The 22,875-nt window shown below is 40.6% G+C and carries 16 protein-coding genes and 1 pseudogene; 3 read left to right on the forward strand and 14 right to left on the reverse strand.

Features of this window, described 5'->3' with window-relative positions; genetic code table 11:
* Positions 1-11: 11 nt before the first annotated feature.
* Positions 12-1,145 carry a poly-beta-1,6-N-acetyl-D-glucosamine N-deacetylase PgaB gene (pgaB, locus tag B4C48_RS10605; protein WP_291356253.1) on the forward strand — a complete coding sequence of 378 codons (1,134 nt, stop codon included), beginning with the start codon at positions 12-14 and terminating at the stop codon, positions 1,143-1,145.
* Here pgaB (B4C48_RS10605) and pgaD read toward each other — a convergent pair.
* The 14 genes and pseudogenes from pgaD to sdhC form a co-directional block, all read right to left on the reverse strand.
* Positions 1,111-1,617, reverse strand: coding sequence for a poly-beta-1,6-N-acetyl-D-glucosamine biosynthesis protein PgaD (gene pgaD / locus B4C48_RS10610; protein ID WP_291356255.1), 507 nt, complete (start codon positions 1,615-1,617; stop codon positions 1,111-1,113). The genes pgaB (B4C48_RS10605) and pgaD overlap by 35 nt on opposite strands.
* Positions 1,610-2,878 carry a poly-beta-1,6-N-acetyl-D-glucosamine synthase gene (gene pgaC, locus B4C48_RS10615; protein WP_291356257.1) on the reverse strand — a complete coding sequence of 423 codons (1,269 nt, stop codon included), beginning with the start codon at positions 2,876-2,878 and terminating at the stop codon, positions 1,610-1,612. Before pgaC ends, pgaD begins: the two co-directional genes overlap by 8 nt.
* A complete protein-coding gene (gene pgaB / locus B4C48_RS10620) occupies positions 2,878-4,716 on the reverse strand; it encodes a poly-beta-1,6-N-acetyl-D-glucosamine N-deacetylase PgaB (protein ID WP_291356260.1) in 1,839 nt (612 codons plus the stop codon). The genes pgaC and pgaB (B4C48_RS10620) overlap by 1 nt, the downstream gene beginning before the upstream one ends.
* Positions 4,716-7,187, reverse strand: coding sequence for a poly-beta-1,6 N-acetyl-D-glucosamine export porin PgaA (gene pgaA / locus B4C48_RS10625; protein WP_291356262.1), 2,472 nt, complete (start codon positions 7,185-7,187; stop codon positions 4,716-4,718). Before pgaA ends, pgaB (B4C48_RS10620) begins: the two co-directional genes overlap by 1 nt.
* A 371-nt stretch (positions 7,188-7,558) precedes the next feature.
* Positions 7,559-8,449: a succinate--CoA ligase subunit alpha gene (gene sucD, locus B4C48_RS10630; RefSeq protein ID WP_291356264.1), complete on the reverse strand. Its 891-nt coding sequence runs from the start codon at positions 8,447-8,449 to the stop codon at positions 7,559-7,561.
* Positions 8,450-8,462: 13 nt separating this feature from the next.
* Positions 8,463-9,629, reverse strand: coding sequence for an ADP-forming succinate--CoA ligase subunit beta (sucC, locus tag B4C48_RS10635; RefSeq protein WP_291356265.1), 1,167 nt, complete (start codon positions 9,627-9,629; stop codon positions 8,463-8,465).
* Between the two features lie 170 nt (positions 9,630-9,799).
* Positions 9,800-11,233, reverse strand: coding sequence for a dihydrolipoyl dehydrogenase (lpdA, locus tag B4C48_RS10640; protein ID WP_291356267.1), 1,434 nt, complete (start codon positions 11,231-11,233; stop codon positions 9,800-9,802).
* Between the two features lie 60 nt (positions 11,234-11,293).
* Positions 11,294-12,511, reverse strand: a complete 1,218-nt coding sequence (gene odhB / locus B4C48_RS10645) for a 2-oxoglutarate dehydrogenase complex dihydrolipoyllysine-residue succinyltransferase (RefSeq protein ID WP_291356269.1) — start codon at positions 12,509-12,511, stop codon at positions 11,294-11,296.
* Positions 12,511-15,351: a 2-oxoglutarate dehydrogenase E1 component gene (locus B4C48_RS10650; protein ID WP_291356308.1), complete on the reverse strand. Its 2,841-nt coding sequence runs from the start codon at positions 15,349-15,351 to the stop codon at positions 12,511-12,513. Before B4C48_RS10650 ends, odhB begins: the two co-directional genes overlap by 1 nt.
* A 153-nt stretch (positions 15,352-15,504) precedes the next feature.
* Positions 15,505-15,595 (reverse strand): annotated as a pseudogene (locus B4C48_RS14215) (hypothetical protein); the annotation flags it as partial.
* A 584-nt stretch (positions 15,596-16,179) separates the two neighbouring features.
* Positions 16,180-16,890: a succinate dehydrogenase iron-sulfur subunit gene (locus B4C48_RS10655; protein ID WP_291356272.1), complete on the reverse strand. Its 711-nt coding sequence runs from the start codon at positions 16,888-16,890 to the stop codon at positions 16,180-16,182.
* A 14-nt stretch (positions 16,891-16,904) separates the two neighbouring features.
* Entirely contained in the window at positions 16,905-18,803 is a 1,899-nt protein-coding gene (locus B4C48_RS10660; protein WP_291356274.1) for an FAD-binding protein, read from the reverse strand.
* 12 nt (positions 18,804-18,815) lie between these two features.
* A complete protein-coding gene (gene sdhD, locus B4C48_RS10665; protein WP_291356276.1) occupies positions 18,816-19,181 on the reverse strand; it encodes a succinate dehydrogenase, hydrophobic membrane anchor protein in 366 nt (121 codons plus the stop codon).
* Positions 19,181-19,579 (reverse strand): succinate dehydrogenase, cytochrome b556 subunit, encoded by a 399-nt coding sequence (gene sdhC / locus B4C48_RS10670; protein WP_291356278.1) that lies wholly within the window; start codon positions 19,577-19,579, stop codon positions 19,181-19,183. The genes sdhD and sdhC overlap by 1 nt, the downstream gene beginning before the upstream one ends.
* A 1,013-nt stretch (positions 19,580-20,592) precedes the next feature.
* Here sdhC and gltA point away from each other — a divergent pair.
* Together gltA and B4C48_RS10680 are read left to right on the forward strand one after the other, a co-directional pair.
* Positions 20,593-21,870 carry a citrate synthase gene (gene gltA / locus B4C48_RS10675; RefSeq protein ID WP_131213901.1) on the forward strand — a complete coding sequence of 426 codons (1,278 nt, stop codon included), beginning with the start codon at positions 20,593-20,595 and terminating at the stop codon, positions 21,868-21,870.
* 675 nt (positions 21,871-22,545) lie between these two features.
* Positions 22,546-22,875 (forward strand): KGG domain-containing protein (locus tag B4C48_RS10680; RefSeq protein ID WP_291356283.1); only part of this gene is annotated, 330 nt, incomplete at its 3' end.

A 22,875-nucleotide genomic window follows, 5' to 3' on the forward strand; every position in this document is an offset into this window, starting at 1 on the left:
CTGCAGATTTCGTGCAAATCAAACAGCACCCTATTGATGCAATTGTGCAGCAAAATATGACACAAAAATCAGTCATGCAGCCATTCAAAAAAACCGGCAAGATCGATCAGATGCGTATTATGCATATCGATATTGACTATGTGTATGATAAAGATAAAGCACAGCAGCAAAAAAATATCCGAAGCTTGATCCAAAGGATTAACCTGATTCAACCGAATACCATTTTTTTGCAAGCCTTTGCAGATCCCGATGCCAATGGTTCAGCCGATCAGGTGTACTTTAAAAACCGCCACATCCCCACCAGAGACAATCTTTTTCCTGTTTTGGTCAGCCAGATTCGTAGCAAAACCCAAGTCAAGCATGTTTATGCCTGGCTACCTTTAATGTCATGGGAATTTCCAAAAAGTTATAAACTGACTTATGTTTCACATAATGAAGGTGGAAAACAGGGCTATATTCGGGTCTCACCATTTGATCCGCAAAATCTTAAATACGTTTCCGAGATTTATTTGGATTTTTTCAAATCAAATATAGTAGATGGTGTCCTTTACCATGATGATGTCACGCTAAACGATTATGAAGACAGCTCGGCTCCAGCGCAAAGTACGTATCAGGCTTGGGGATTTAGTGCAGATCAATTATTAAAACAACCTCGGCAAACCAAACAATTACAATTTGCAAAATTCAAAACAGCATATCTGGATCAATTTGCAGCAGGCATTACCAAAATCGTGAAACAGCAACAACCTCATCTACTGACTGCTCGGAATATGTATGCGCCGGTAGTATTAGAGCCTCATAGTGAAAACTGGTTTAGCCAATCCATGCCAAGTACTTATCAATATTATGACTATAACGCCATTATGGCGATGCCTTATATGGAAGAAGCGGATGACCATCAACAGTTCTATTTAGACCTTATCCAACGTTCAAAAAAATACGACCCAGATTTGAGCCATACGATCTTTGAACTTCAAGCGTTGAATTGGCGAAATAATCGGAAACTTTCTACAGAAGAAATTGTGGATACAATCAAGTTTCTAGAAAAACATGGGGTAAAACATATTGGTTATTACCCCGATGATTTTGTACAGGAACATCCTCAGCCTGCTAAGCTGAAATCCGCTTTTTTAACTGGTGATTAGTTTCAACGAATTCCAGTAACCCTTTATTATTATAATAAAGGGTTAAATTCCTGGCTTGTTGCATGTTGATAATATCTGCCGTATTGACTTTAAAACTGCTGGCAAGTTGCGGTAGTGCGACTGCTACTGGATTTCTTCTACGATCCTTACCTGAAAAGCGAACCCAGTTATAAGTTGCCCAAAGCAATAGCACACCAATGAAGCCTAGAATCATCACCACAATATTCATTAAACTTAATTGGCTATCGGGTTGAGCTTGTATAACCAGTTGCTGATAAATCGTTTGACTCTCGAACCACCAGAAAAATATGGTTAATACCGGCATAAATAACCACATAAACACCAACCAACCCACGATTTGCAAACTGTATCCCACACTTTTATTACGTACATATTCGGGCTGATCTATATACTCTGGTAGCTCTAATTTTGACTCATCTTCAATTAAATAATATTTATATACTTTAGTCATTTTCTGGTGCTCCTCTAAATCCACGATCTGGACTTACCCAGCGTGCACGTTTTTGAGTCTTGAAAATCGTTTTCGGTAATGCAATCACTGTTGTCAACATGGTCAGAATCCAGAAGAACAGTGGATACCAAATGACCCAAAAATAGTTTCTAAACATGCGGGCTTTATCATAGGGTTTATCAATGCATAAACTCACGAAGAATTGAATCAGGCAAGTTAAACCCAAAATAATCCCGTACCATTGTGGAAAGAGTGATTGAATTGCCCACTCTCCAGGTAAAGGAAAAAACAGACCATATAGATATAGGATAATAATTCCAAACATCACATATGCCCAAACCACACTGATAATGGACTCCAGTGCAATAGGCCACATACGGCGTCGATTCCACTTAAATAAACTCGGTAAATAAGCAAATAAAACTTCTACTCCTCCTTGTGCCCAACGCAAACGCTGTTTCCACAGGCCCTTGAAGGTTTCAGGCATATAGATGTAGCACAATGCTTTGGGGACATATTGCAAATCCCAGTGATCGAACTGTAAACGCCATGACACATCGATATCCTCTGTGATCATGTCATCACGCCAATATCCAATCCGGTCTAGCGCCGTTTTCCGAAAACCGACTATTGCGCCTGAAACAGTGAAGATTCGCCCATAGGTGCGTTGTGCACGTTTAATTAATCCAATAATAGAAGAGAATTCGCCGACCTGAATTTTACCCAGAATACTGGAACGGTTCAGAATACGTGGATTCCCCGTGACTGCCCCTACCCGAGGGTAATGGGTTAAATGATGCATCATCCATACCACAGCATGCGGATGGATTAAGGCATCCCCATCTATACACACCAGATATTCATTTTGACTCACCATTGCTCCGGCACGTAAAGCATAGGCCTTGCCTTGGTTTTCAGCCAAATGAACCACTCTGAGTTTCGGATATTTTTGCAAAAGCTCATCTAGAATTTCAGCAGTTTTATCTCGGCTACCGTCATTGACCGCAATCACTTCAAATTCTGGATATTGAGTTTGCATGGCAAATTTGATGGTGTCTCTAATCTGCATTTCTTCATTGAAGCAAGGAATAATAATGCTGCATCCATGTTCACTTGGCTGCGGTAAAGAAGATTTTCTACGTTCATGTTTTAAATAGAACCAAATTCCGCCTGCGATCCATAGCCAAGCCATAAATAATGGGTAAAAAAAGGCAAAACCAAAATATATATCACTGATTTGCAATAAACTGGAGTCTCCCATTACTTCCTCCCCTTCGCAGTATTATTTTCATATGGATTACGATAAGTGAGTGGACTGGTATTAATACTCAGTTCTTGATAAAGATGCTCTTGAACTTGCTGTCCAGCATTCAATTGATAATTATTAATTCCAATTTTTTGTACGGATAATTTTTTGAGTTCTTGATAATATTGCGAATACTCTTTCCAATCGCTTCTTTTCGCATTCTGATTTACTGTAAAACTCACAATTAAATACTGTTTTTGCAGAGCGTTTAATTTTTCGAGTTGTTTTTCTATTGCTCTAAATATTCCAGTATCTTTAACCGGATCGAATTCAATATAAAGAAAATCGTTATTATTTAAACTATATTCCATCAAAGGCATTAATCCATCTACATGTTTATCCTTTAATGTAATTTTCAAAACAGTTTGATAGTTATTACTGATATTGGTGTAATATCTTGCCTGTTTTTTAGCTTGCTCTTTTATATCAAAAACCTGCTTTATTTTTTGAGCACATTGCGCATCCCAGGTCTTTTGCTGTATCGCACAGTCGAGTTCATCTCCAGTATCGATCATTAAGCCTTCAATTGAAGAATTATACTTAACTAATTCCGAAGTTAAATCTGCAAAATTAAGTCCCTGTTTTGTTTGTAAACTGATCGGTAATTCAGCATATACCCGATTACCCACACGGGTACGTGCCTGCCAAACCGTACGGTTGAGTAAATCTTTGCGCATGCCCAATTGACGATTGGGGAAATAGGCAACATCTATTTTTCCATCACCATTCTCATCCCCTACGGTTTTTAATAAAATGGTATTGGTTTGTAATGCACTAACCTGATCTAAAAATTGACCAAGTTTTTGATCAAAAATTTTATTATTGGGACTGACCATTTCAGCCAGATCAAAACGGATATAGCTTCTACGCTGTTTATGGATATCACTTGCAAAAGTTAAGAAATCCAGCATTTCTGCATGCAACATTTCAGGGGTTGGATTATTCATTACCAGTGCACGTTGATAGGTTTGTCCCGAATCAGCCAAGGTGGACATACTGCCCAGGCTAAATGACATAGGCAAACCTGCCTTTGCTGCAAGCACCTCAGTTTCCTTGGTCACCGCACCATAAGGCCAGAATATCGCCCTTGTATCTGTTCCTAATTCAGTATCTAAAATTTTCTTTGACTGTTTCAAATCAGCCAATACCCGCTTTTGATAGGCCTGATCTGATTCATAACGTTGATATTTTGGTAAGAATTGACGTGTAATTGCCGCAGGCTGCATACTATTTTGTGGATTAGCAAGTATGCCCTTATGCATATTGTCCGAATGTGAAACAAACTCTACCAGGCCTGAGCGTTGCATTTCCCGCATCTGATCCCAACTCATTAAGCTGTTTTGACCATAGGCCTCATAGGCATCTTTGGTATTCCCGTTAATCCAGCTCGTTGGAATAGCAAAAGCAGCAAAATATTTATACTGTTTCAATAATGGGAAAACGCGGGTATAACTACTGAGTGCTCCATCATCGAAGCTCAATAGCACTGATTTTTTAGGTAATCGCTTTTTCTTTTCCCGAGCATCCCACACATCTTGCAAACTGATTGTTTGCCAGCCTTCCTGTTTTAACCAGGCGAAATAGCGTCCTAAATTCTTAGTACTGATTGCATAAAGGTCCCGATCTCCTTGGCGCGCAACATCATCTCGAACATCATGAAAAGTAATGGTAACAAATAAATTATCAGGTATTTCAGTGGTATTTTTAGTTATATTTTGAGCAAAACCCGTCGCTGGAACGGCAAATACCGTTACCATGACAGCAGAAAGTAAGATTTTCATCACTTGTTTCATTAAAAGAGTCCTTTAAAGCCCACTGTTGCATAAGTTTTTTCTTCATCTTCACCATCATAAGGGTGAGTTCCCCACCCTATGCCATAGTTCAGACTCCATGTCCGAGAAATCTGCCAATCATGTCCATAAAAAACGTTATAAATTGGCTTCGCGGAATAATTATCTTGTCCAAAAGTCCCAACGGTAGCTTCAAAATTTTGAGTGAGACTGCGGTCATATCTACGCCACGTAATCCACTCATGCTGTAAATTCAACTCTGCACTATAACTTTCTTCAGGATTGAAATAGTCCACAATGACATCTTTGTTCTGGCCGTAATAACCTGCCAAAGTCAAACTGGTAATATGATGTGGAGCCTGAAAAATCTGCTGTTTAAGGTATGCGGAAACCTCTTGGCGTGTATTACCATCATCAATATCGGTGAACTGATAGACCAGACCTGCCTTACGAGCTTCATGCTGTTGCCAATTCAAATCAAAAGTATAAGATTTTCCTTCATTGCCATTTCGGATGGCCTGTAATGGAATATCCGCCTGACTATTAAATCCGAAGGCATACTGCCAATGGTCATTCAACCATTGTGACCAATTGACCTTGACCCCAAAGCGATCTTGATCCTGTTCATTGTCTATACTTTGAGACACCATAATATTCACCGCTTTACGACGCGATGCCCATTCCAGTCCCAACCCTACGCGTTGATCTTCAATTGTGCCCGTATCATATTCACCAGAACGGAAACTGTGATCAACATAAGTACGATAGTTATCAAAAAACCATGGACTGTGAATACGTGTGAAATGATCCTGCTCGCGATTTCCTCTTAGACGATTGAGTAAGGCTGAGTTATCAGAGTCACTTTCTGAAAAATTACTCAGATGTTGAATAGAGGCATGATTACGGTCATTAAGTTCTTTTTTATTTTTGATTACCGTCGTATCTTCAGGCATGATTTGCATGAGCTCATCACTTTGGAGTCGCCATTCCTGAATATTTTCCAAAGCTCGCACGTTTTCTAAATGACGAATTCGGATTCCTTCATCAACAGGTATTACCCCATCCCATTGAGATACGATCCATTCAGCGCGTTGCGGGTTTTCACGTAAAAGTTGAATAAGTGCACGATTATTTTGAAAAAGTACATTATTGGGTGCTTTTGCAATCAACTTTTCATAATACTGTTCTGCTTTGGCATATTCTTGACGATAGGCATAATTCAGACCGACCAAAGCTAGATACTCACTCCGGTCATCATGGGTAACTTTATCCACCCCTTTAGCATTACTATATTGGAAAGTAGGCAAGGCTTTATCCATGTTTTTTAATAATTGATCAGCTTCCTTATATTTCTCCTGTTCAATTAATGAATAATACAAGCCTGCATAGAGTTCAAAATGAGCATAGTTTTTCTCATTTAATAAATTTTTATAAATTTTTTCAGCGACTTCAGGTTGTAAATTTTTAAAATAGGCATCAGCAATTGCTTGACGCACATAAGGAGGCATTTGTTCTAGAGGCACTCCAATTTTCGGAATCTGCTCCAAAGCTTTTCCAGCGCGATTTCGCTCATTCAAAGCATAAATGTATTCATAATAAAACCGTCTTCTCCAATTGGGATCGTTCGGCAATTGTGATTCGTATTGCTCCATGTCCGCCAGCACTGCATCAAGTTGCTGGTACGGCTGTTTTCGTCCCCGATAAATTGAAAGCTTATAATATTCCACAGCATTTTGAATCCGCTGGGAAAATTCATTAATTTTGGCATTGGCTCTGAGGTCAGTATTTTCTTTGAGTGATTTACTATTTTGTATGAAATTTTCAGCATTGGCATAATCAGCATTGACCATCAATGCCAATGCATACTGTTCTTCTGTACTTACATCCTTACTCTTTTCGATAGCCAGATTAGCCGTATTCAAAGCTTCAACCGGCATATCCAACATCCGGTAAGTATAGGAAAGCTGTGCCAAATAATCTGCTTCGACCTGATTAATATCAATTTGAGAAAGGGTTTTTTTCGCCTGAGCCTTTTTACCCGCTTCCGCTTGTAATATTCCTGTCCATACGACCCATTGCGGATTAGAATCGGTTTTTGCAAAGTTTTTGGCCCAGTTTTCTGCAGCCTCAAATTTCTTTAAGTCTCGTAATGCCTTGATGACGGATATCTTTCCATAGGTTGGAAATTGTTGACTTTTTATACCTTTAAGGTAGCGAATATCGGACTCTGCAAATTTTTTATTTTCATAGGCCGTCACGACAAAATCCGCAATTAATTTCTGATTATTGGGATAACGGTTCAATAATTGTCTGAGTTTTTGTAATCCAGTATCGACCTGGCCTTGTTTAATTAAAGGTACAATTCTTTCACGCTGTTGATCAACAACGTCGTTATAAATCAATTCAGCGGATGACAATGTAGAAAACAGTAAAGTCCCACAAGAGAGCGAGAGTAAAGTGAGCTTAAAGTTCATAATTAAAATATTCTTTATTCATTGTTATTAATGGTCATATTCTAATCCACAATATATGACTAAAAGACCTGATTAACAAAAATATTGTGTTTCGTTTTGTATTTTTATTATTTTATGTGATAAATATCACATTATTTTAACTGTGAAATATAATGATTTTTATCTGCTTAATTTACTTTAAAATCTACTATATTTTCTTTATTCAATCAGTAAGTTTTGACTCAATCATTAACTTTGACTACTTCTAAAATATCTGTTTTTTTAAAATCTATCATTTTTATATTTGTTTTCTCAGTGACAGATCTCCTGCGCGTCAAAGCTTACTCAACAAAAAAGCCCTCAACTGAGGGCTTTTAGATTCACTTACTGAATTAAGCTACGCCTTTGCGTTTTAGAACCTCTAACATGGTCGATCCCAGTTCCGCAGGGCTACGGGTATAGGCCATACCGGCACGCTCAAAGGCAGCAAACTTTTCTTCTGCAGTGCCTTTACCACCCGAAATGATTGCACCTGCATGTCCCATACGTTTGCCTTTAGGCGCAGTTACACCGGCAATATACCCTACAACAGGTTTGGTGACATGAGATTGAATGTACTCCGCAGCTTCTTCTTCTGCGGTTCCCCCAATCTCACCAATCATAATGATAGCTTCGGTTTGCGGATCTTCCTGGAATAACTTCAAGCAATCAATCTGGTTCATGCCGGGAATCGGGTCGCCCCCAATACCAATACATGTTGACTGCCCCAAACCCAGTTTCGTAGTTTGTGATACCGCTTCATAAGTCAGCGTGCCTGAACGCGAAATAATCCCGATTTTACCAGGTTGGTGGATATGACCCGGCATAATCCCGATTTTGCATTCACCCGGAGTAATAATACCGGGACAGTTTGGACCAATCAGACGTGTGCCATTGCCATTGGTTTCTAAATAGCGTTTGGCTTTTAACATATCCAGTGTTGGTACACCTTCGGTAATAACCACAATCAATCCAATCCCAGAATCAACCGCTTCCACAATAGAGTCCAGCACAAAAGGCGCAGGCACATAAATTACAGAGGCATCTGCACCCGTTTCTTTCACTGCTTCACGCATGGTATTAAACACAGGTAAATCTAGATGTTTCTGCCCACCCTTACCCGGCGTAACTCCACCCACGACTTTGGTACCATAGGCGATTGCCTGTTCTGAATGAAAAGTACCATTTTTACCGGTAAAACCTTGAACCAAAACTTTTGTGTCTTTATTTACTAATACGCTCATGATCAATACCCCTTTAAGCTTTTACTGCAGCAACAATTTTTTCTGCTGCATCGGCCAGGCCATTTGCAGAAATCAATTTCAAACCAGATTCATCGAGTAACTTGGCACCCAGCTCGGCATTGTTCCCTTCCAGGCGAACCACAACCGGCACAGTGACATTCACTTCTTGAACTGCTGCAATAATTGCTTCCGCAATCATGTCACAACGTACAATTCCACCAAAAATATTAATCAAGACACCTTGAACAGAAGTGTCGGCCAGAATGATTTTGAAAGCTTCAATCACGCGTTCTTTGGTTGCACCACCACCCACATCCAGGAAGTTGGCAGGCTGACCGCCATACAGTTTGATGATGTCCATAGTTGCCATGGCGAGACCTGCACCATTCACCATACAACCGATATTGCCTTCTAAAGCCACATAGTTCAGATCAAACTCAGAAGCTTTTAATTCACGCTCATTCTCTTGTGATTTATCGCGTAATGCAGCGACTTCAGGCAGACGATACAGCGCATTAGAATCAATCCCGACTTTTGCATCCACGCAGAGAATATCCCCATTCTCACGTACAGACAGTGGATTAATTTCGAATAATGCAAAATCATTTTCAACAAAAGCCTGATAGGCTGCGGTCATAATCTTGACGAACTGGTTAATTTGTCCATCTTTCAAATTCAGCGCAAATGCTACTTCACGGGCTTGAAATGGCATTAAACTCACCAAAGGATCCACTTCAACTTTTATAATTTTTTCAGGCGTTTCTTCGGCCACTTTTTCAATTTCAACACCGCCTTCACTCGATGCCATAAAGGTGATACGACGACTAGAACGGTCAACGACTGCACCGAGGTACAACTCGCGCTCAACTGGATAAACATCCTCAGAGACTAAAATACTGTTGACTGGTTGTCCATTGGCATCGGTCTGATAAGTCACCAAGCGTGAACCAATAATCTGATTGGCATATTCAGAGGCTTCGGCAGCTGATTTCACCACTTTTACCCCACCGGCCTTACCACGCCCTCCAGCATGCACCTGGGCTTTAAGTACCGCAAATTTTCCTCCAAGCTGCTCAAAAGCTTTTACGGTTTCTTCTGCATTTGTGGCCAGAATACCTTCTTGAACAGGCATACCATATTTTTTTAATAACGTTTTTGCTTGATACTCATGTAAATTCATTGAATAACCTTTTATTACTTCTTTGCTTTGTTATAACCCACCAGTACCCAGACCTCCGTCAAAGCAGCACCAGCATTTTTTAAAATCGTTATCTTTATTTTTAGATGATTGTTCCAATAAAAACAACCATGAAATGTAAAAAGAGCGACCTAAGTCGCTCTTTTTTCGAATTACTTACGCTTACGTTGAATCGCGTGAATGGCGCGTCCGTCAACTGCAAGTGCAGCTTCATGCACCACTTCAGAGAAAGTTGGGTGACCGAAAGTCATCAACTGTAGATCTTCAACTGAAGATACAAACTCAAGCGCGATCATACCTTGGTGTACGATATCAGACGCAGCAGGTCCGATCACGTGCATACCCAGTAGACGATCTGTTTTCGCATCAGCAACAAACTTCACGAAACCAGCGCCTTCACCAGCAGCGAGTGCTCGGCCGTTGACAGCAAAACCGAATTGACCAGTTTTCACTTCATGACCTTTTTCAGTCGCTTGCTGTTCTGTTAAACCTACCCACGCCGCTTCTGGATGTGTGTAAATTACAGAAATAATCGTGTCATAGTTCACTTGTGCAGCATGACCGTGAATACGTTCCGCTGCCATTACGCCTTCTTCCATTGCTTTATGCGCAAGCATTGGACCACGTACCAAGTCACCAATTGCATATACGCCTTCAACAGAAGTTGCACACCAATCGTTTACTTCAACCAAACCACGTTCAGTTAATTTGATGCCACAGTCATCAGCCAATAAACCTTCAGCATAGGCACGACGACCGACACAAACGATCAACTTATCGAAAGTTTCAGTTTTGTCTTCACCAGCTTGGTTATATTTTACTGTGACTTCACGACCGTTGATTTCAGTACCTGCAACTTTCGCACCGATACGGATATCCATACCTTGCTTAGTCAACAGTTTCTGGAAGTCTTTTGCCAAAGCTTTATCAGCCATTGGCAAGAATGCGTCCATTGCTTCAAATACAACAACTTCTGCACCCAAACGACGCCATACTGAACCTAATTCAAGGCCGATTACACCAGCACCAATCACACCTAAACGCTTAGGTACTTCTGGGAATTCAAGTGCACCAGTAGAATCAACGATCAAGTCTTGATCTACAGGAGCCACTGGAATATTTACCGGTACAGAACCCGTTGCAAGAATCACGTATTTAGGTTCTAAAACTTGAGTTTCACCTTCGTGAGACACAAATTCTACTTTCTTACCGGCAAGCAGTTTACCCGTACCTTTTAACCACTCGATGCCATTACCTTTAAGTAACTGATCGATACCGCCAGTCAATTGATCTACAACTTTGTCTTTACGAGCCAGCATTTTAGCAAGATCAAATTTAACTTCACCGGTCGTAATACCATGGTCATCTAGATGCTGAACGGTATCTTCATAACGATGTGAAGAATCAAGTAAAGCTTTAGACGGGATACAACCGACGTTTAAGCAAGTACCGCCTAAAGATGGTTTACCTTTATGAATACGTTTTTCAATACACGCAACTTTAAAACCAAGTTGAGCTGCACGAATCGCTGCTTCATAACCACCTGGTCCACCACCGATAACAACAAGATCAAACTGTTGAGACATGTTTATCTCCAAAAATGGGCCTAGAGTTTTGCCCTAAGCCCATGGATTTATTCTAAAGAATTAAAGGTCAAGGATAAGGCGAGCAGGTTCTTCTAACAATTCTTTGATTGCTACAAGGAAACCTACAGCTTCTTTACCATCAATTAAACGGTGATCATAAGACAATGCAAGATACATCATTGGCAAGATTTCTACTTGACCATTGACTGCCATTGGACGGTCCTGGATTTTGTGCATACCCAAGATCGCAGTTTGTGGCGTGTTCAAGATTGGTGTAGAAAGCAATGAACCGAAAGTACCACCATTGGTAATAGTGAACGTACCGCCAGTCATGTCTTCGATGCCTAACTTACCATCACGTGCCTTACCAGCATAAGCGCGGATACCGTTTTCTACTTCAGCGTAGTTCATACGGTCTGTATCACGAAGTACAGGAACCACTAGACCACGTTCAGATGAAACTGCAACACCGATGTCATAGTAACCATGATAAACAATGTCATCGCCATCGATAGAAGCATTTACCGCTGGGTAGCGTTTCAGTGCTTCAGTCGCTGCTTTAACGAAGAATGACATGAAGCCTAAACGTGCACCATGGCGTTTTTCGAATGCATCTTTATATTGAGCACGCATTTCCATGATTGGTTTCATGTTGACTTCGTTGAACGTCGTTAACATTGCAGTGCTTTGTGTCGCATTAAGCAGACGTTCAGCAACACGTTTACGAAGACGAGTCATAGGAACACGTTTTTCGATACGTTCACCAACAGCAATGCTTAAAGGCGCAGTAGCAGGAGCAGCTGGTTTAGCTTGATGATTTACAACATCTTCTTTAGTGATGCGGCCACCGCGACCAGTACCTGAAACATCAGTAGCAGCAATACCTGATTCTGTTAAGGCTTTACGCACTGCAGGCGCTTGATCAGCAACAGGTTGAGCACGCTCAACTACAGGTGCATTACCCGCTTCTGTTTGTGCAGCAGCTTGTTCAACTTTTTCTTCAGACTGAACTGCTTGAGTTTGTTCAGCGCCAGAAACAGCACCTTCTTCAAACTGTGCAATTACTTCATTCGATAATACTGTATCGCCTTCATTTTTAATGATTGAGGCAATTGTACCGTCAGCAGGAGCAACAACTTCTAAAACAACTTTATCAGTTTCGATATCGCAGATCACTTCATCACGTGATACAGCTTCACCTGGTTGTTTATGCCAAGTTGCGATCGTACCGTCTGCAACTGACTCTGGGAATACCGGTGCTTTAATTTCGGTTGCCATTATTTAGAATCTCCTGATTGTTCAGCTGCAATCGCGAGTGCGTCATTTACCAGCTGAGCTTGTTGTTTTGCATGCAAATATGGTGAACCACAAGCCGGTGCAGCAGAAGCTTCACGACCTGCATAACTGATACGAACTTGTTTACCCGCTTTCATCACGTCGTCATATAGACGTGGAGCGATGAACAACCAAGCACCTTGGTTTTTCGGTTCTTCTTGAGTCCAAACCACTTCTTTTACGTTTGGATAAGAAGCAAGTACTTCAGCAATACGTTGTTCTGGATATGGGTACAATTGTTCGATACGAACGATTGCAGTGTTGTTTAATTCTTGCTCACGACGTTTTTCAAGCAAATCGTAATAAACCTTACCACCACAAAGTACAAGACGGGTTACGTCTGACTTGTTGATGTTGTCGATTTCATCGATCACAGTCTGGAATGTACCAGTTGCAAGTTCTTCCAATGTAGAAGTTGCAAGTTTGTGACGAAGCAATGACTTCGGTGAAGTCACGATCATTGGTTTACGGATTGGACGGATTGCCTGACGACGCATCGCATGGAAAATCTGTGCCGGTGTCGTTGGCGTAATCACTTGCATGTTGTCTTCAGCACATAGCTGCAAGAAACGTTCTAGACGTGCAGATGAATGCTCTGGACCTTGACCTTCAAAACCGTGTGGAAGAAGCAATGTCAAGCCACATACACGCTCCCATTTGGTTTCACCAGATGAGATGAACTGGTCGATTACCACTTGCGCACAGTTAGCAAAGTCACCGAACTGAGCTTCCCAAATAATCAAGCTCTTCGGTAAAGTCGTTGCATAACCATATTCAAATGCTAGCACCGCCATTTCTGACAATAAAGAGTCATAAATTGCAGTACGCGGCTGGTTTTCTTTCAAGTTACATAATGGAATGTAAGTTGAACCATCTACCTGGTTATGTAGTTTCGCGTGACGGTGTGAGAAAGTACCACGGCCCACGTCTTCACCCGTTAAACGTACCAGGAAGCCTTCATCAAGAATGGTCGCATACGCTAAAGTTTCTGCAGCACCCCAGTTCAGCGGCATTTCACCCGTTTGCATTTTCAGGCGATCATCAATCACTTTCGCTACTTGACGTTGCATCACGAAGCCTTCTGGAAGCTCGCGCATTTTTTTGCCAAGTTCTTTTAAGCGTTCGATCGGGAAAGTGGTATCCCAAACGTCAGTGTAGTCATGACCTAGATAAGGTGACCAATCCACAAACATTTTGGTATTTGGCTCAAGAACAAGTGCGTTAGCAACGTGTTTACCTGCTTCAAGGTCAGAACGATATTGTTCAACCATGGCATCAGCTGAAGCACGATCCAATACACCTTGTTGTACAAGTTGATCAGCATAAAGCGTACGTGTGGTCGCTTTCTTGTTGATGACTTGGTACATCATTGGTTGAGTTGCAGCTGGTTCATCTGCTTCGTTGTGACCGCGACGACGGTAGCAGAACATGTCAATCACGACATCCTTACGGAATGTATGACGGAAATCATGAGCCAATTGAGAAACGAACAATACTGCTTCAGGGTCATCACCATTGACATGGAAGATTGGCGCCTGAATCATTTTCGCAATGTCAGTACAGTATTCTGTAGAACGTGCATCACGTGGATCAGACGTTGTGAAACCTACCTGGTTGTTTACAACGATGTGAACCGTACCACCCACGGTGTAACCACGCGTTTGTGACATTTGGAAGGTTTCTTGGTTTACACCTTGACCTGCAAATGCAGCATCACCATGTACGATGATTGGCAATACGTCATCACCGCCAATGTCTTTACGACGTACTTGACGAGCACGTACCGAACCTTCAACTACAGGTCCAACAATTTCCAGGTGTGACGGGTTAAATGCCAATGCCAAGTGAACCTCGCCACCCGGAGTCATCACGTTAGATGAGAAACCTTGATGGTACTTAACGTCACCTGAACCTTTTTTATGCAGTGATTTACCTTCGAACTCACCAAACAGGTCAGCCGGGTTTTTACCCATAATGTTAACAAGAAGGTTCAAACGGCCACGGTGAGGCATACCGATCACAACTTCTTTACAACCTACAGAACCTGCACGTTGAATCAGTTCGTTCACCATAGGGATGAAAGATTCACCGCCTTCAACACCAAAACGTTTTGCACCAACGTATTTATTACCGAGGTATTTTTCTAAGCCTTCAGCTGCAGTTAAACGTTCTAATACGTGTTTCTTTTGATCAGCAGTGAAACCGAATTGGCCTTTAGCCCCTTCTAGGCGTTGTTGAATCCAGCGTTTTTCTTTGGTATCAACAATATGCATGTATTCAGCACCAATAGAAGCACAATACGTTGCTTCCATTGCCTGAACCATTTCAGCAAGGGTTGCTTCAGTTTTACCCAGCGCAAGATTACCGGTATTAAATACGGTATCAAGATCTGACTGGGTTAAACCATGCGCAGCAAGATCAAGATCAGGCACGATTTCACGTTTCGCCAAACCAAGTGGATCTAATTTTGCTTTTTGATGACCACGGTTACGATAAGCCGCAATCAGTTGCAATACGCCAATTTGACGACGTTCATGCTCAGAACTTACAGCACTTTGAATCACAGGTTGAACGCGACTTGAGTTGCGACCTAATAAAAGGAATTGCTCACGTACATTGCTATGTGGTTGATCACCTTTAGGGAATTTACCGAAGTATTCCTGCCAGTCAGCTCCTACTGAGTCTGGTGACGTTAAATACTGCTCATAAAGTTCTTCAATATACGCTGCACTGTCAGCGCTAAGTTCAGTGTCAAGACGCAGTGCGTCAGCAACTTCTTGCATTTGTGGACCCATTTCCTATTGCAAAAACATTTTCAGGATGCTTTTTAAGCGAACCCATGATTAATAATGTCAAATTGGTAACATGACATTAGTCCCCATCAGGCATAAGCCATGAGGCGTTATCAATACATTAGGAATAACCCAATGTGAATAATGAATCATAACGCCCTCATTGGCATCATCACTCATTTAAATACTCGGCCAAAACCGAGCAATTTTTTGCAAATCGACTTAGAAAAAATAACTACATGACTTAGTTTTTCTAAAGCGATTTATATCTATTTATAAACCTTATACATAATTTCCGATGTTGAAAAAATGTACGTAAATTAAGCGCTTTTTTTAAATATAGCTTTGTGTCAAATCGTAACATGTTCTCCAGTTACAATTGATTTTTTTGACACATACCTCTCATAACTCAGCGAAATACATACGCAGTATTTTCATCTAATATATGGTGCTTTATCTCATAATTAGATTCAATCTAGACCAAAGTCCTACCCCACTTCGGCACATATAACAAAAGAGAGCACAATATTTAAACTGGCCCTCTTTATATACGTTATATGATAACATTTTAATCTCAACTTTGCAGATTCAAGCTTACGATTAGCGCTTTAATCGCCAATTCAAACAATCTCACAACAATCAGATCATTTTTCAGCATATCTCTGCTTCAGTTTTAATCAATTATATATTTTTAAAAAACTTCTGCACACCCTGCCCCCCTCTCTATTCGTATAGTTATTTAGTATCAGAACGATATCCATAATTATTAAAAGCATAAAAAAGCACACCATGAGGTGTGCTTTTTTTGACTGGGACAGATTAACCTGCTTGGTCTAACAACATGCTACGGATGTGACCGATGGCTTTAGTTGGATTAAGACCTTTAGGACAAACTGATACACAGTTCATGATACCTTTACAACGGAACAAGCTGAATGGATCGTCAAGACGAGCCAAACGATCTTGAGTTGCTGTATCACGTGAATCGATGATAAAGCGGTATGCATTCAACAATGCTGAAGGACCCAGGAACTTGTCCGGGTTCCACCAGAATGATGGGCATGCAGTTGAACAACATGCACAAAGAATACATTCATACAGACCATCCAGGTGCTCACGCTCTTCAGGAGACTGTAAACGCTCCTTCGCTGGCGCAGGCTGGTTGTTGATCAAGAATGGATGAATTTTGTTGTACTGATCGTAGAACTGATTCATATCTACAACCAAGTCTTTAATCACAGGCAGACCTGGTAGCGGACGAATAGTGATTACTTCTGGTAAATCGTTCAGGTTCCAAAGACACGCCAAACCATTTTTACCATTGATGTTTACACCATCAGAACCACAAATCCCTTCACGGCATGAACGACGGAACGTTAAAGATTCGTCTTGTACTTTCAACGCAAGCAGAGCATCAAGCAACATACGGTGCTTGTCTGTCAACTCAAGTTTAAAAGTTTGCATGTACGGTGCTTTATCCTTATCGGGATCGTAGCGGTAGATATTAAATGTACGAGTACCTCTACTCATCTTACTTCTCCTAATTAGAATGTACGTGGTTTAGGTGGAATTGCATCAACCGACAATGGACGGTAACGCACTGGCTTGTACTCAAGATGGTTATCAGTTGAGAACCATAATGTGTGCTTCATCCACTCATCATCACGACGACCATAAGGGTAAGCTGGATGATCTGGAGACTCTTCAAAGTCAACTACAGTATGCGCACCACGGCACTCTTTACGAGCAGCAGCAGAAATTAGCGTTGCTTTAGCAACTTCATACAAGTTTTCAACTTCAAGTGCTTCAATACGTGCAGTGTTGAATACTTTAGATTTGTCTTTCAAATGAATATTGCGAACACGTGGCTCAATTGCAAGAATCTGTTTTACACCTTCTTCAAGCAGTGCAGATGTACGGAATACACCAGCATGGTCTTGAACGATGTCACGGATTGCATCAGCAACGTCTTGCGCATTTTCACCCGAAGCTGATTCATCAAGCTTACGAATACGGGCAACAGTTTGCTCAAGCACAGTTGTAGGAAGTGGAGCGTATTCATCACCGTGGTGTTTAGTCACGTAGTCGATGATGTGTTCACCCGCAGCTTTACCAAATACAACCAAGTCAAGCAGTGAGTTGGTACCTAGACGGTTTGCACCATGTACAGATACACATGAACATTCACCGATTGCATAAAAACCTTTCACTGGTTTAGTGAAGTCACGGCCTTCTTGATTGGTTGAGTAAACGTCATTTTCTTTGTCGTAGTGAGTAACAAGCGCTTCAGTTTCGCGAGTTTCAGGAACAACAACCTGGCCATGAATATTCGTCGGAATACCACCCATTTGGTAATGGATTGTTGGTACTACCGGAATTGGCTCTTTAGTGATATCCACGTTCGCGAATTTCTTGCCAATCTCGAATACAGATGGAAGACGCTTCATGATTGTATCCGCACCCAAGTGCGTCATATCAAGCAGAATATAATCGCCTTTAGGACCACAACCACGACCTTCTTTAATTTCCTGGTCCATAGAACGTGATACGAAGTCACGTGGCGCCAAGTCTTTCAAAGTTGGAGCATAACGTTCCATGAACGGTTCGCCGTCTTTGTTACGAAGGATTGCACCTTCACCACGACAACCTTCAGTTAACAATACGCCTGCGCCCGCGACACCCGTTGGGTGGAATTGCCAGAATTCCATATCTTGCAATGGAATACCTGCACGAGCAGCCATACCAAGACCGTCACCAGTGTTGATATAAGCGTTTGTAGATGCACGGTAAACACGACCCGCACCACCGGTTGCGAACAATGTCGCTTTTGCCTGGAATACTGCAATTTTACCAGTTTCCTGGTCAATTGCTGTTACGCCCAGTACATCACCTGCTTCGTTACGAATCAGGTCAAGCGCGATCCATTCTACGAAGAATTGGGTGCCCATTTTCACGTTGCTTTGATAAAGCGTATGAAGAAGTGCGTGACCGGTACGGTCAGCTGCAGCACATGCACGTGGAACTGCTTTCTCACCGTAGTTTGCAGAGTGGCCACCGAATGGACGCTGGTAAATTGTACCGTCTGCGTTACGGTCAAATGGCATACCTAAGTGTTCAAGTTCATAAACCACTTGAGGTGCTTCACGCGTCATGAATTCAATCGCGTCTTGGTCACCTAACCAGTCAGAACCTTTAACTGTATCGTAGAAGTGGTAGTGCCAGTTATCTTCTTGCATGTTACCAAGAGAGGCACCGATACCACCCTGCGCTGCTACAGTATGCGAACGTGTTGGGAATACTTTAGTTAATACAGCAACTTTCAAACCAGCTTGAGCAAGTTGGTAAGAAGCACGCATACCTGAACCACCACCACCAACGATGACTGCATCGAAAGTTTGGTGTGGAATATTGGTGTAATCTTCTTTAGGGGTTATAGCGCCCATGATTGTTTCCTATCAATTCGCCCAAAAAATCTGGATTGCCCAGATTGCATATGCAAATACAGCAATAATGACTGCTGAAGTCAGCACCAAACGCAAGCCTGAAGCTGAAGGACCCATTTGACGAGTAGTCACATAATCCGTGAATACCTGCCACATACCGATCCAAGCGTGTGCGACAAGAGATAAGACGGCCAATAAAGATAAAATCTTCATCGGTAATGTCATCATAAAGCCAAACCATTGTTCAAAATTGAATCCACCATGAAAAAGGATCCAACCCAATACCACAACAGTATAAACAGCAAGAATCACAGCACTGATACGTTGGATAAACCAATCGCGAGAACCTGAACCCGTTAAACCTGTAGCACTTTTCATTAGAGAACAATCCATACAAAGGCCGCAATAATACCTATCGCAGACAAGACCAATGAAATAGTAGCAGCGACACGGCCACTTTGCAGTTCTTCTGCAATACCTATGTCTGCAAGTAAATGCTTAATACCCGTGAACGTATGATAAATTAAGCCGGCTACAAATACCCATACAACAAAACGCACAATGAAGCCGCTAAAGATTTCCTGAACTTCAGCAAAACCTTCAGCTGAAGACAGCGATTTGTCTAAAAGCCACAAAAGTACTGGTACAAGTAAAAATACGATGACACCAGAAAGACGGTGTAGAATTGATGCAATAGCCACAGGGGATTTTAAGTTTACTTCTAAAACTTGACCCATGGACAAATTGACAGGTCTGTTGCTTTTCACAGCGGGCATCCTGTAAGTAAAAACTCCATCCGGAGTTTGTTGGAATTAATTCGAAGGAAAGCTAGCATTGTTAGGTATTTGCAATATCCTGCAATACCTAAACTTAAAACGACACTGAATTATAAAACGTGAACTATCAAAATACAAACAGTCACATTTGCCTTTTCCTTAAAAAAACATCAAATAAGAATCATTAACATTAAATACCCTATTCAAGCAGACAAAATATATCTAAGAAAATAGAGCTATATACTTGGTTTTTATTAAATATAAGTTAAATTGGTTAATCGTTTTTAGCTTTGAAAATTAAATTGATTTATTTAGACTAAAGATGAACAAAGAATTGCTATATTTTACAACTATCTTATTCATATTTATATCTTCATATACTGCCTTTCATTTTTAAGATAAATATAAAGTATTTATAAAAATTATATTCGATCAACATCATGAAATAACCACTTAGTCTGTGCATAACTGGCATTTCCCACCAAATCATGACTAATTTTTCAGCAAAATTATGCTTTATTTTTGTCAATTTGTACAAATAATCATCACTTACATCTATTTTCAGTAGTTATTTTTTAGCCAAACGAACTTTATTTTACTTATCATTTATCGCTTTTAATTATGACTAGAAAAATAGCAGCAGAATCACCAACAAGATGTAAGTTACGAAAATTGTAATAATTTAGAATATAAGACTATATAAAAATTCATCATTTATCAGAGTTTTTAAGAATTAAAAATTGCTTACAATTCCAACAGCATGCATTTTTTTTTCTGCAACTTCTTTTCATATGACTTATTATACTGCGTCGATACTGATATTTTCCTCACGTTTACTGGATTATTTTTTGACCAAATCCCTGTGAGAGCGTCTTTTTTTATCCATAAGTATAATTGACAAAATTTCAGTACTCACTAATCTTATAGCAAATTTTTGATCCATCTGATTCGCGCATTAAAAGATTAGTACTACGAGTCGGATAAAACATTCACCAGGACAGGAGATCTATTGAATGTCTGAAGCAACTGGCAAAAAAGCCGTTTTACAGCTTGATGGCAAAGAAATTGAATTACCAATTTACAGCGGCACATTGGGCCCAGATGTAATCGACGTTAAAGATGTGTTGACTGCAGGTCACTTTACTTTTGATCCTGGTTTTATGGCAACAGCTGCATGTGAATCAAAAATCACATTCATCGATGGCGGTAAAGGTGTTCTTTTACACCGTGGTTATCCAATCGACCAGTTAGCGACTAAAGCAGACTACCTAGAAACTTGCTACTTGTTGTTAAACGGCGAGCTTCCAACTGCTGAACAAAAAGTTGAATTTGACGCTAAAGTACGTAACCACACTATGGTTCACGACCAAGTTAGCCGTTTCTTCAATGGTTTCCGTCGCGATGCTCACCCGATGGCAATCATGGTTGGTGTAGTGGGTGCGCTTTCTGCGTTCTATCACAACAACCTAGACATCGAAAATGTTGATCACCGTGAAATTACAGCAATCCGCTTGATTGCTAAAGTTCCTACGCTGGCAGCTTGGAGCTACAAATATACAGTAGGTCAACCATTCGTTTACCCACGTAACGATTTAAGCTACGCTGAAAACTTCTTGTACATGATGTTTGCTACTCCTGCAGACCGTGATTACAAAGTTGACCCAATTCTTGCGAAAGCAATGGACCGTATTTTCACGCTTCATGCTGACCACGAACAAAACGCATCTACTTCTACAGTACGTTTAGCTGGTTCTACTGGCGCTAACCCATATGCATGTATCGCTGCTGGTATCTCTGCACTTTGGGGTCCTGCTCACGGTGGCGCGAACGAAGCTGTTCTTAAGATGCTTGATGAAATCGGCTCTGTAGAAAACGTTGCTGACTTCATGGAAAAAGTAAAAACTAAAGAAGTTAAACTTATGGGCTTCGGTCACCGAGTTTATAAAAACTTCGATCCACGTGCGAAAGTAATGAAAGAAACTTGTGATGAAGTTCTTGCTGCTCTTGGCATCAACGATCCACAACTTGCTTTGGCTATGGAACTTGAACGTATTGCGTTGTCTGACGAATACTTCATCAAACGTAACCTATACCCTAACGTAGACTTCTACTCAGGTATCATCCTTAAAGCGATTGGTATCCCGACTGAAATGTTTACAGTAATCTTCGCTCTTGCACGTACAGTTGGCTGGATCAGCCACTGGTTAGAAATGCACAGCGGTCCTTACAAAATCGGTCGTCCACGTCAGCTTTACACTGGTGAAGTTCAACGTGACATCCAAGGTCGTTAATTCTGTAAGAATTAACAGCTTTAGAAAACCACCCTTTCGGGTGGTTTTTTTATATTTTTTAATCGAGGTATGTAGATGAATTGAATCAAATTCAATCCCGTCTTTTGAGCTAAAAACAGGATAACGCTTTCATAATTTAGCAAACTTATATTTACTTATTTTTAATTCAGATTTAAAAAATCGCAATAGTTCAAGGGTTTAAAATAATCACATCCATGTCTTTATTTATTAAAATTTAATTTAATCTTTAAAATAATCAAATCATCCAGACTAATTATTTTACTAGTATAGACAGGCTTAATTATTTATTTTAAAAAATATTTTTATACTTAATCATTCATCTTAATTAAAACCACCCTTAAGATATTAATTTTATCACTCTTACGGCCCCATTTTTATTTATAGGGCAATATTATTCTTGTAATAATGCTTATTTAATTTATTAAACTAATTATACGATCTTTAAGTAACAATAGAAAATTTCTTGTTAATAAAAATTATTTGAATAATAAAAATTCTATTTAATTACAGGTTATTATTCATACAGTTTTAACGCATCTTCTACATTAACAAAAATAGATACACATCATTTATTTTTTATTAACTTATTCCCTTTAAGTTATTTAAGTTGCTAACAACAACAGACTACCCTAAAAATAAGATGGGATGAAAAAAATGGCTAATCGAAACAATGAAAATGAAACAGATAGTTCAAATCGTGGATTCGCAAGTATGGATCCAGACCGGCAACGTGAAATAGCAAGTAAAGGCGGCCATGCCGCGCATGAAAGTGGACATGCTCATGAATTTACTTCAGAGGAAGCGCGTGCAGCAGGTCAAGCAGCGCATAGAAGTGGAAATGCTCATGAATTTACTTCAGAAGAAGCCCGTGAGGCAGGTGCACGTAGCCATATAAATACAAGCGGTCGCAGCCGCGATGATGACGATGATCACGATCGCGGCAGACGTTCTGGTGGTCGGGGTCGCAGCCGTGATGACGACGAT

Source organism: Acinetobacter sp. UBA3106 (genome assembly GCA_002365595.1).
Classification (GTDB): domain Bacteria; phylum Pseudomonadota; class Gammaproteobacteria; order Pseudomonadales; family Moraxellaceae; genus Acinetobacter.

What these genes read in the sequence shown, in the direction of transcription:
- sucD (WP_291356264.1), bottom strand. Translation starts at nt 8,449, where the DNA reads ATGAGCGTATTAGTAAATAAAGACACAAAAGTTTTGGTTCAAGGTTTT.
- lpdA (WP_291356267.1), bottom strand. Translation starts at nt 11,233, where the DNA reads ATGTCTCAACAGTTTGATCTTGTTGTTATCGGTGGTGGACCAGGTGGT.
- B4C48_RS10660 (WP_291356274.1), bottom strand. Translation starts at nt 18,803, where the DNA reads ATGGGCGCTATAACCCCTAAAGAAGATTACACCAATATTCCACACCAA.
- pgaB (WP_291356260.1), bottom strand. Translation starts at nt 4,716, where the DNA reads ATGAAACAAGTGATGAAAATCTTACTTTCTGCTGTCATGGTAACGGTA.
- B4C48_RS10650 (WP_291356308.1), bottom strand. Translation starts at nt 15,351, where the DNA reads ATGCAAGAAGTTGCTGACGCACTGCGTCTTGACACTGAACTTAGCGCT.
- gltA (WP_131213901.1), top strand. Translation starts at nt 20,593, where the DNA reads ATGTCTGAAGCAACTGGCAAAAAAGCCGTTTTACAGCTTGATGGCAAA.
- sucC (WP_291356265.1), bottom strand. Translation starts at nt 9,629, where the DNA reads ATGAATTTACATGAGTATCAAGCAAAAACGTTATTAAAAAAATATGGT.
- pgaA (WP_291356262.1), bottom strand. Translation starts at nt 7,187, where the DNA reads ATGAACTTTAAGCTCACTTTACTCTCGCTCTCTTGTGGGACTTTACTG.
- sdhC (WP_291356278.1), bottom strand. Translation starts at nt 19,579, where the DNA reads ATGCCCGCTGTGAAAAGCAACAGACCTGTCAATTTGTCCATGGGTCAA.
- sdhD (WP_291356276.1), bottom strand. Translation starts at nt 19,181, where the DNA reads ATGAAAAGTGCTACAGGTTTAACGGGTTCAGGTTCTCGCGATTGGTTT.
- pgaC (WP_291356257.1), bottom strand. Translation starts at nt 2,878, where the DNA reads ATGGGAGACTCCAGTTTATTGCAAATCAGTGATATATATTTTGGTTTT.
- pgaD (WP_291356255.1), bottom strand. Translation starts at nt 1,617, where the DNA reads ATGACTAAAGTATATAAATATTATTTAATTGAAGATGAGTCAAAATTA.
- odhB (WP_291356269.1), bottom strand. Translation starts at nt 12,511, where the DNA reads ATGGCAACCGAAATTAAAGCACCGGTATTCCCAGAGTCAGTTGCAGAC.
- B4C48_RS10655 (WP_291356272.1), bottom strand. Translation starts at nt 16,890, where the DNA reads ATGAGTAGAGGTACTCGTACATTTAATATCTACCGCTACGATCCCGAT.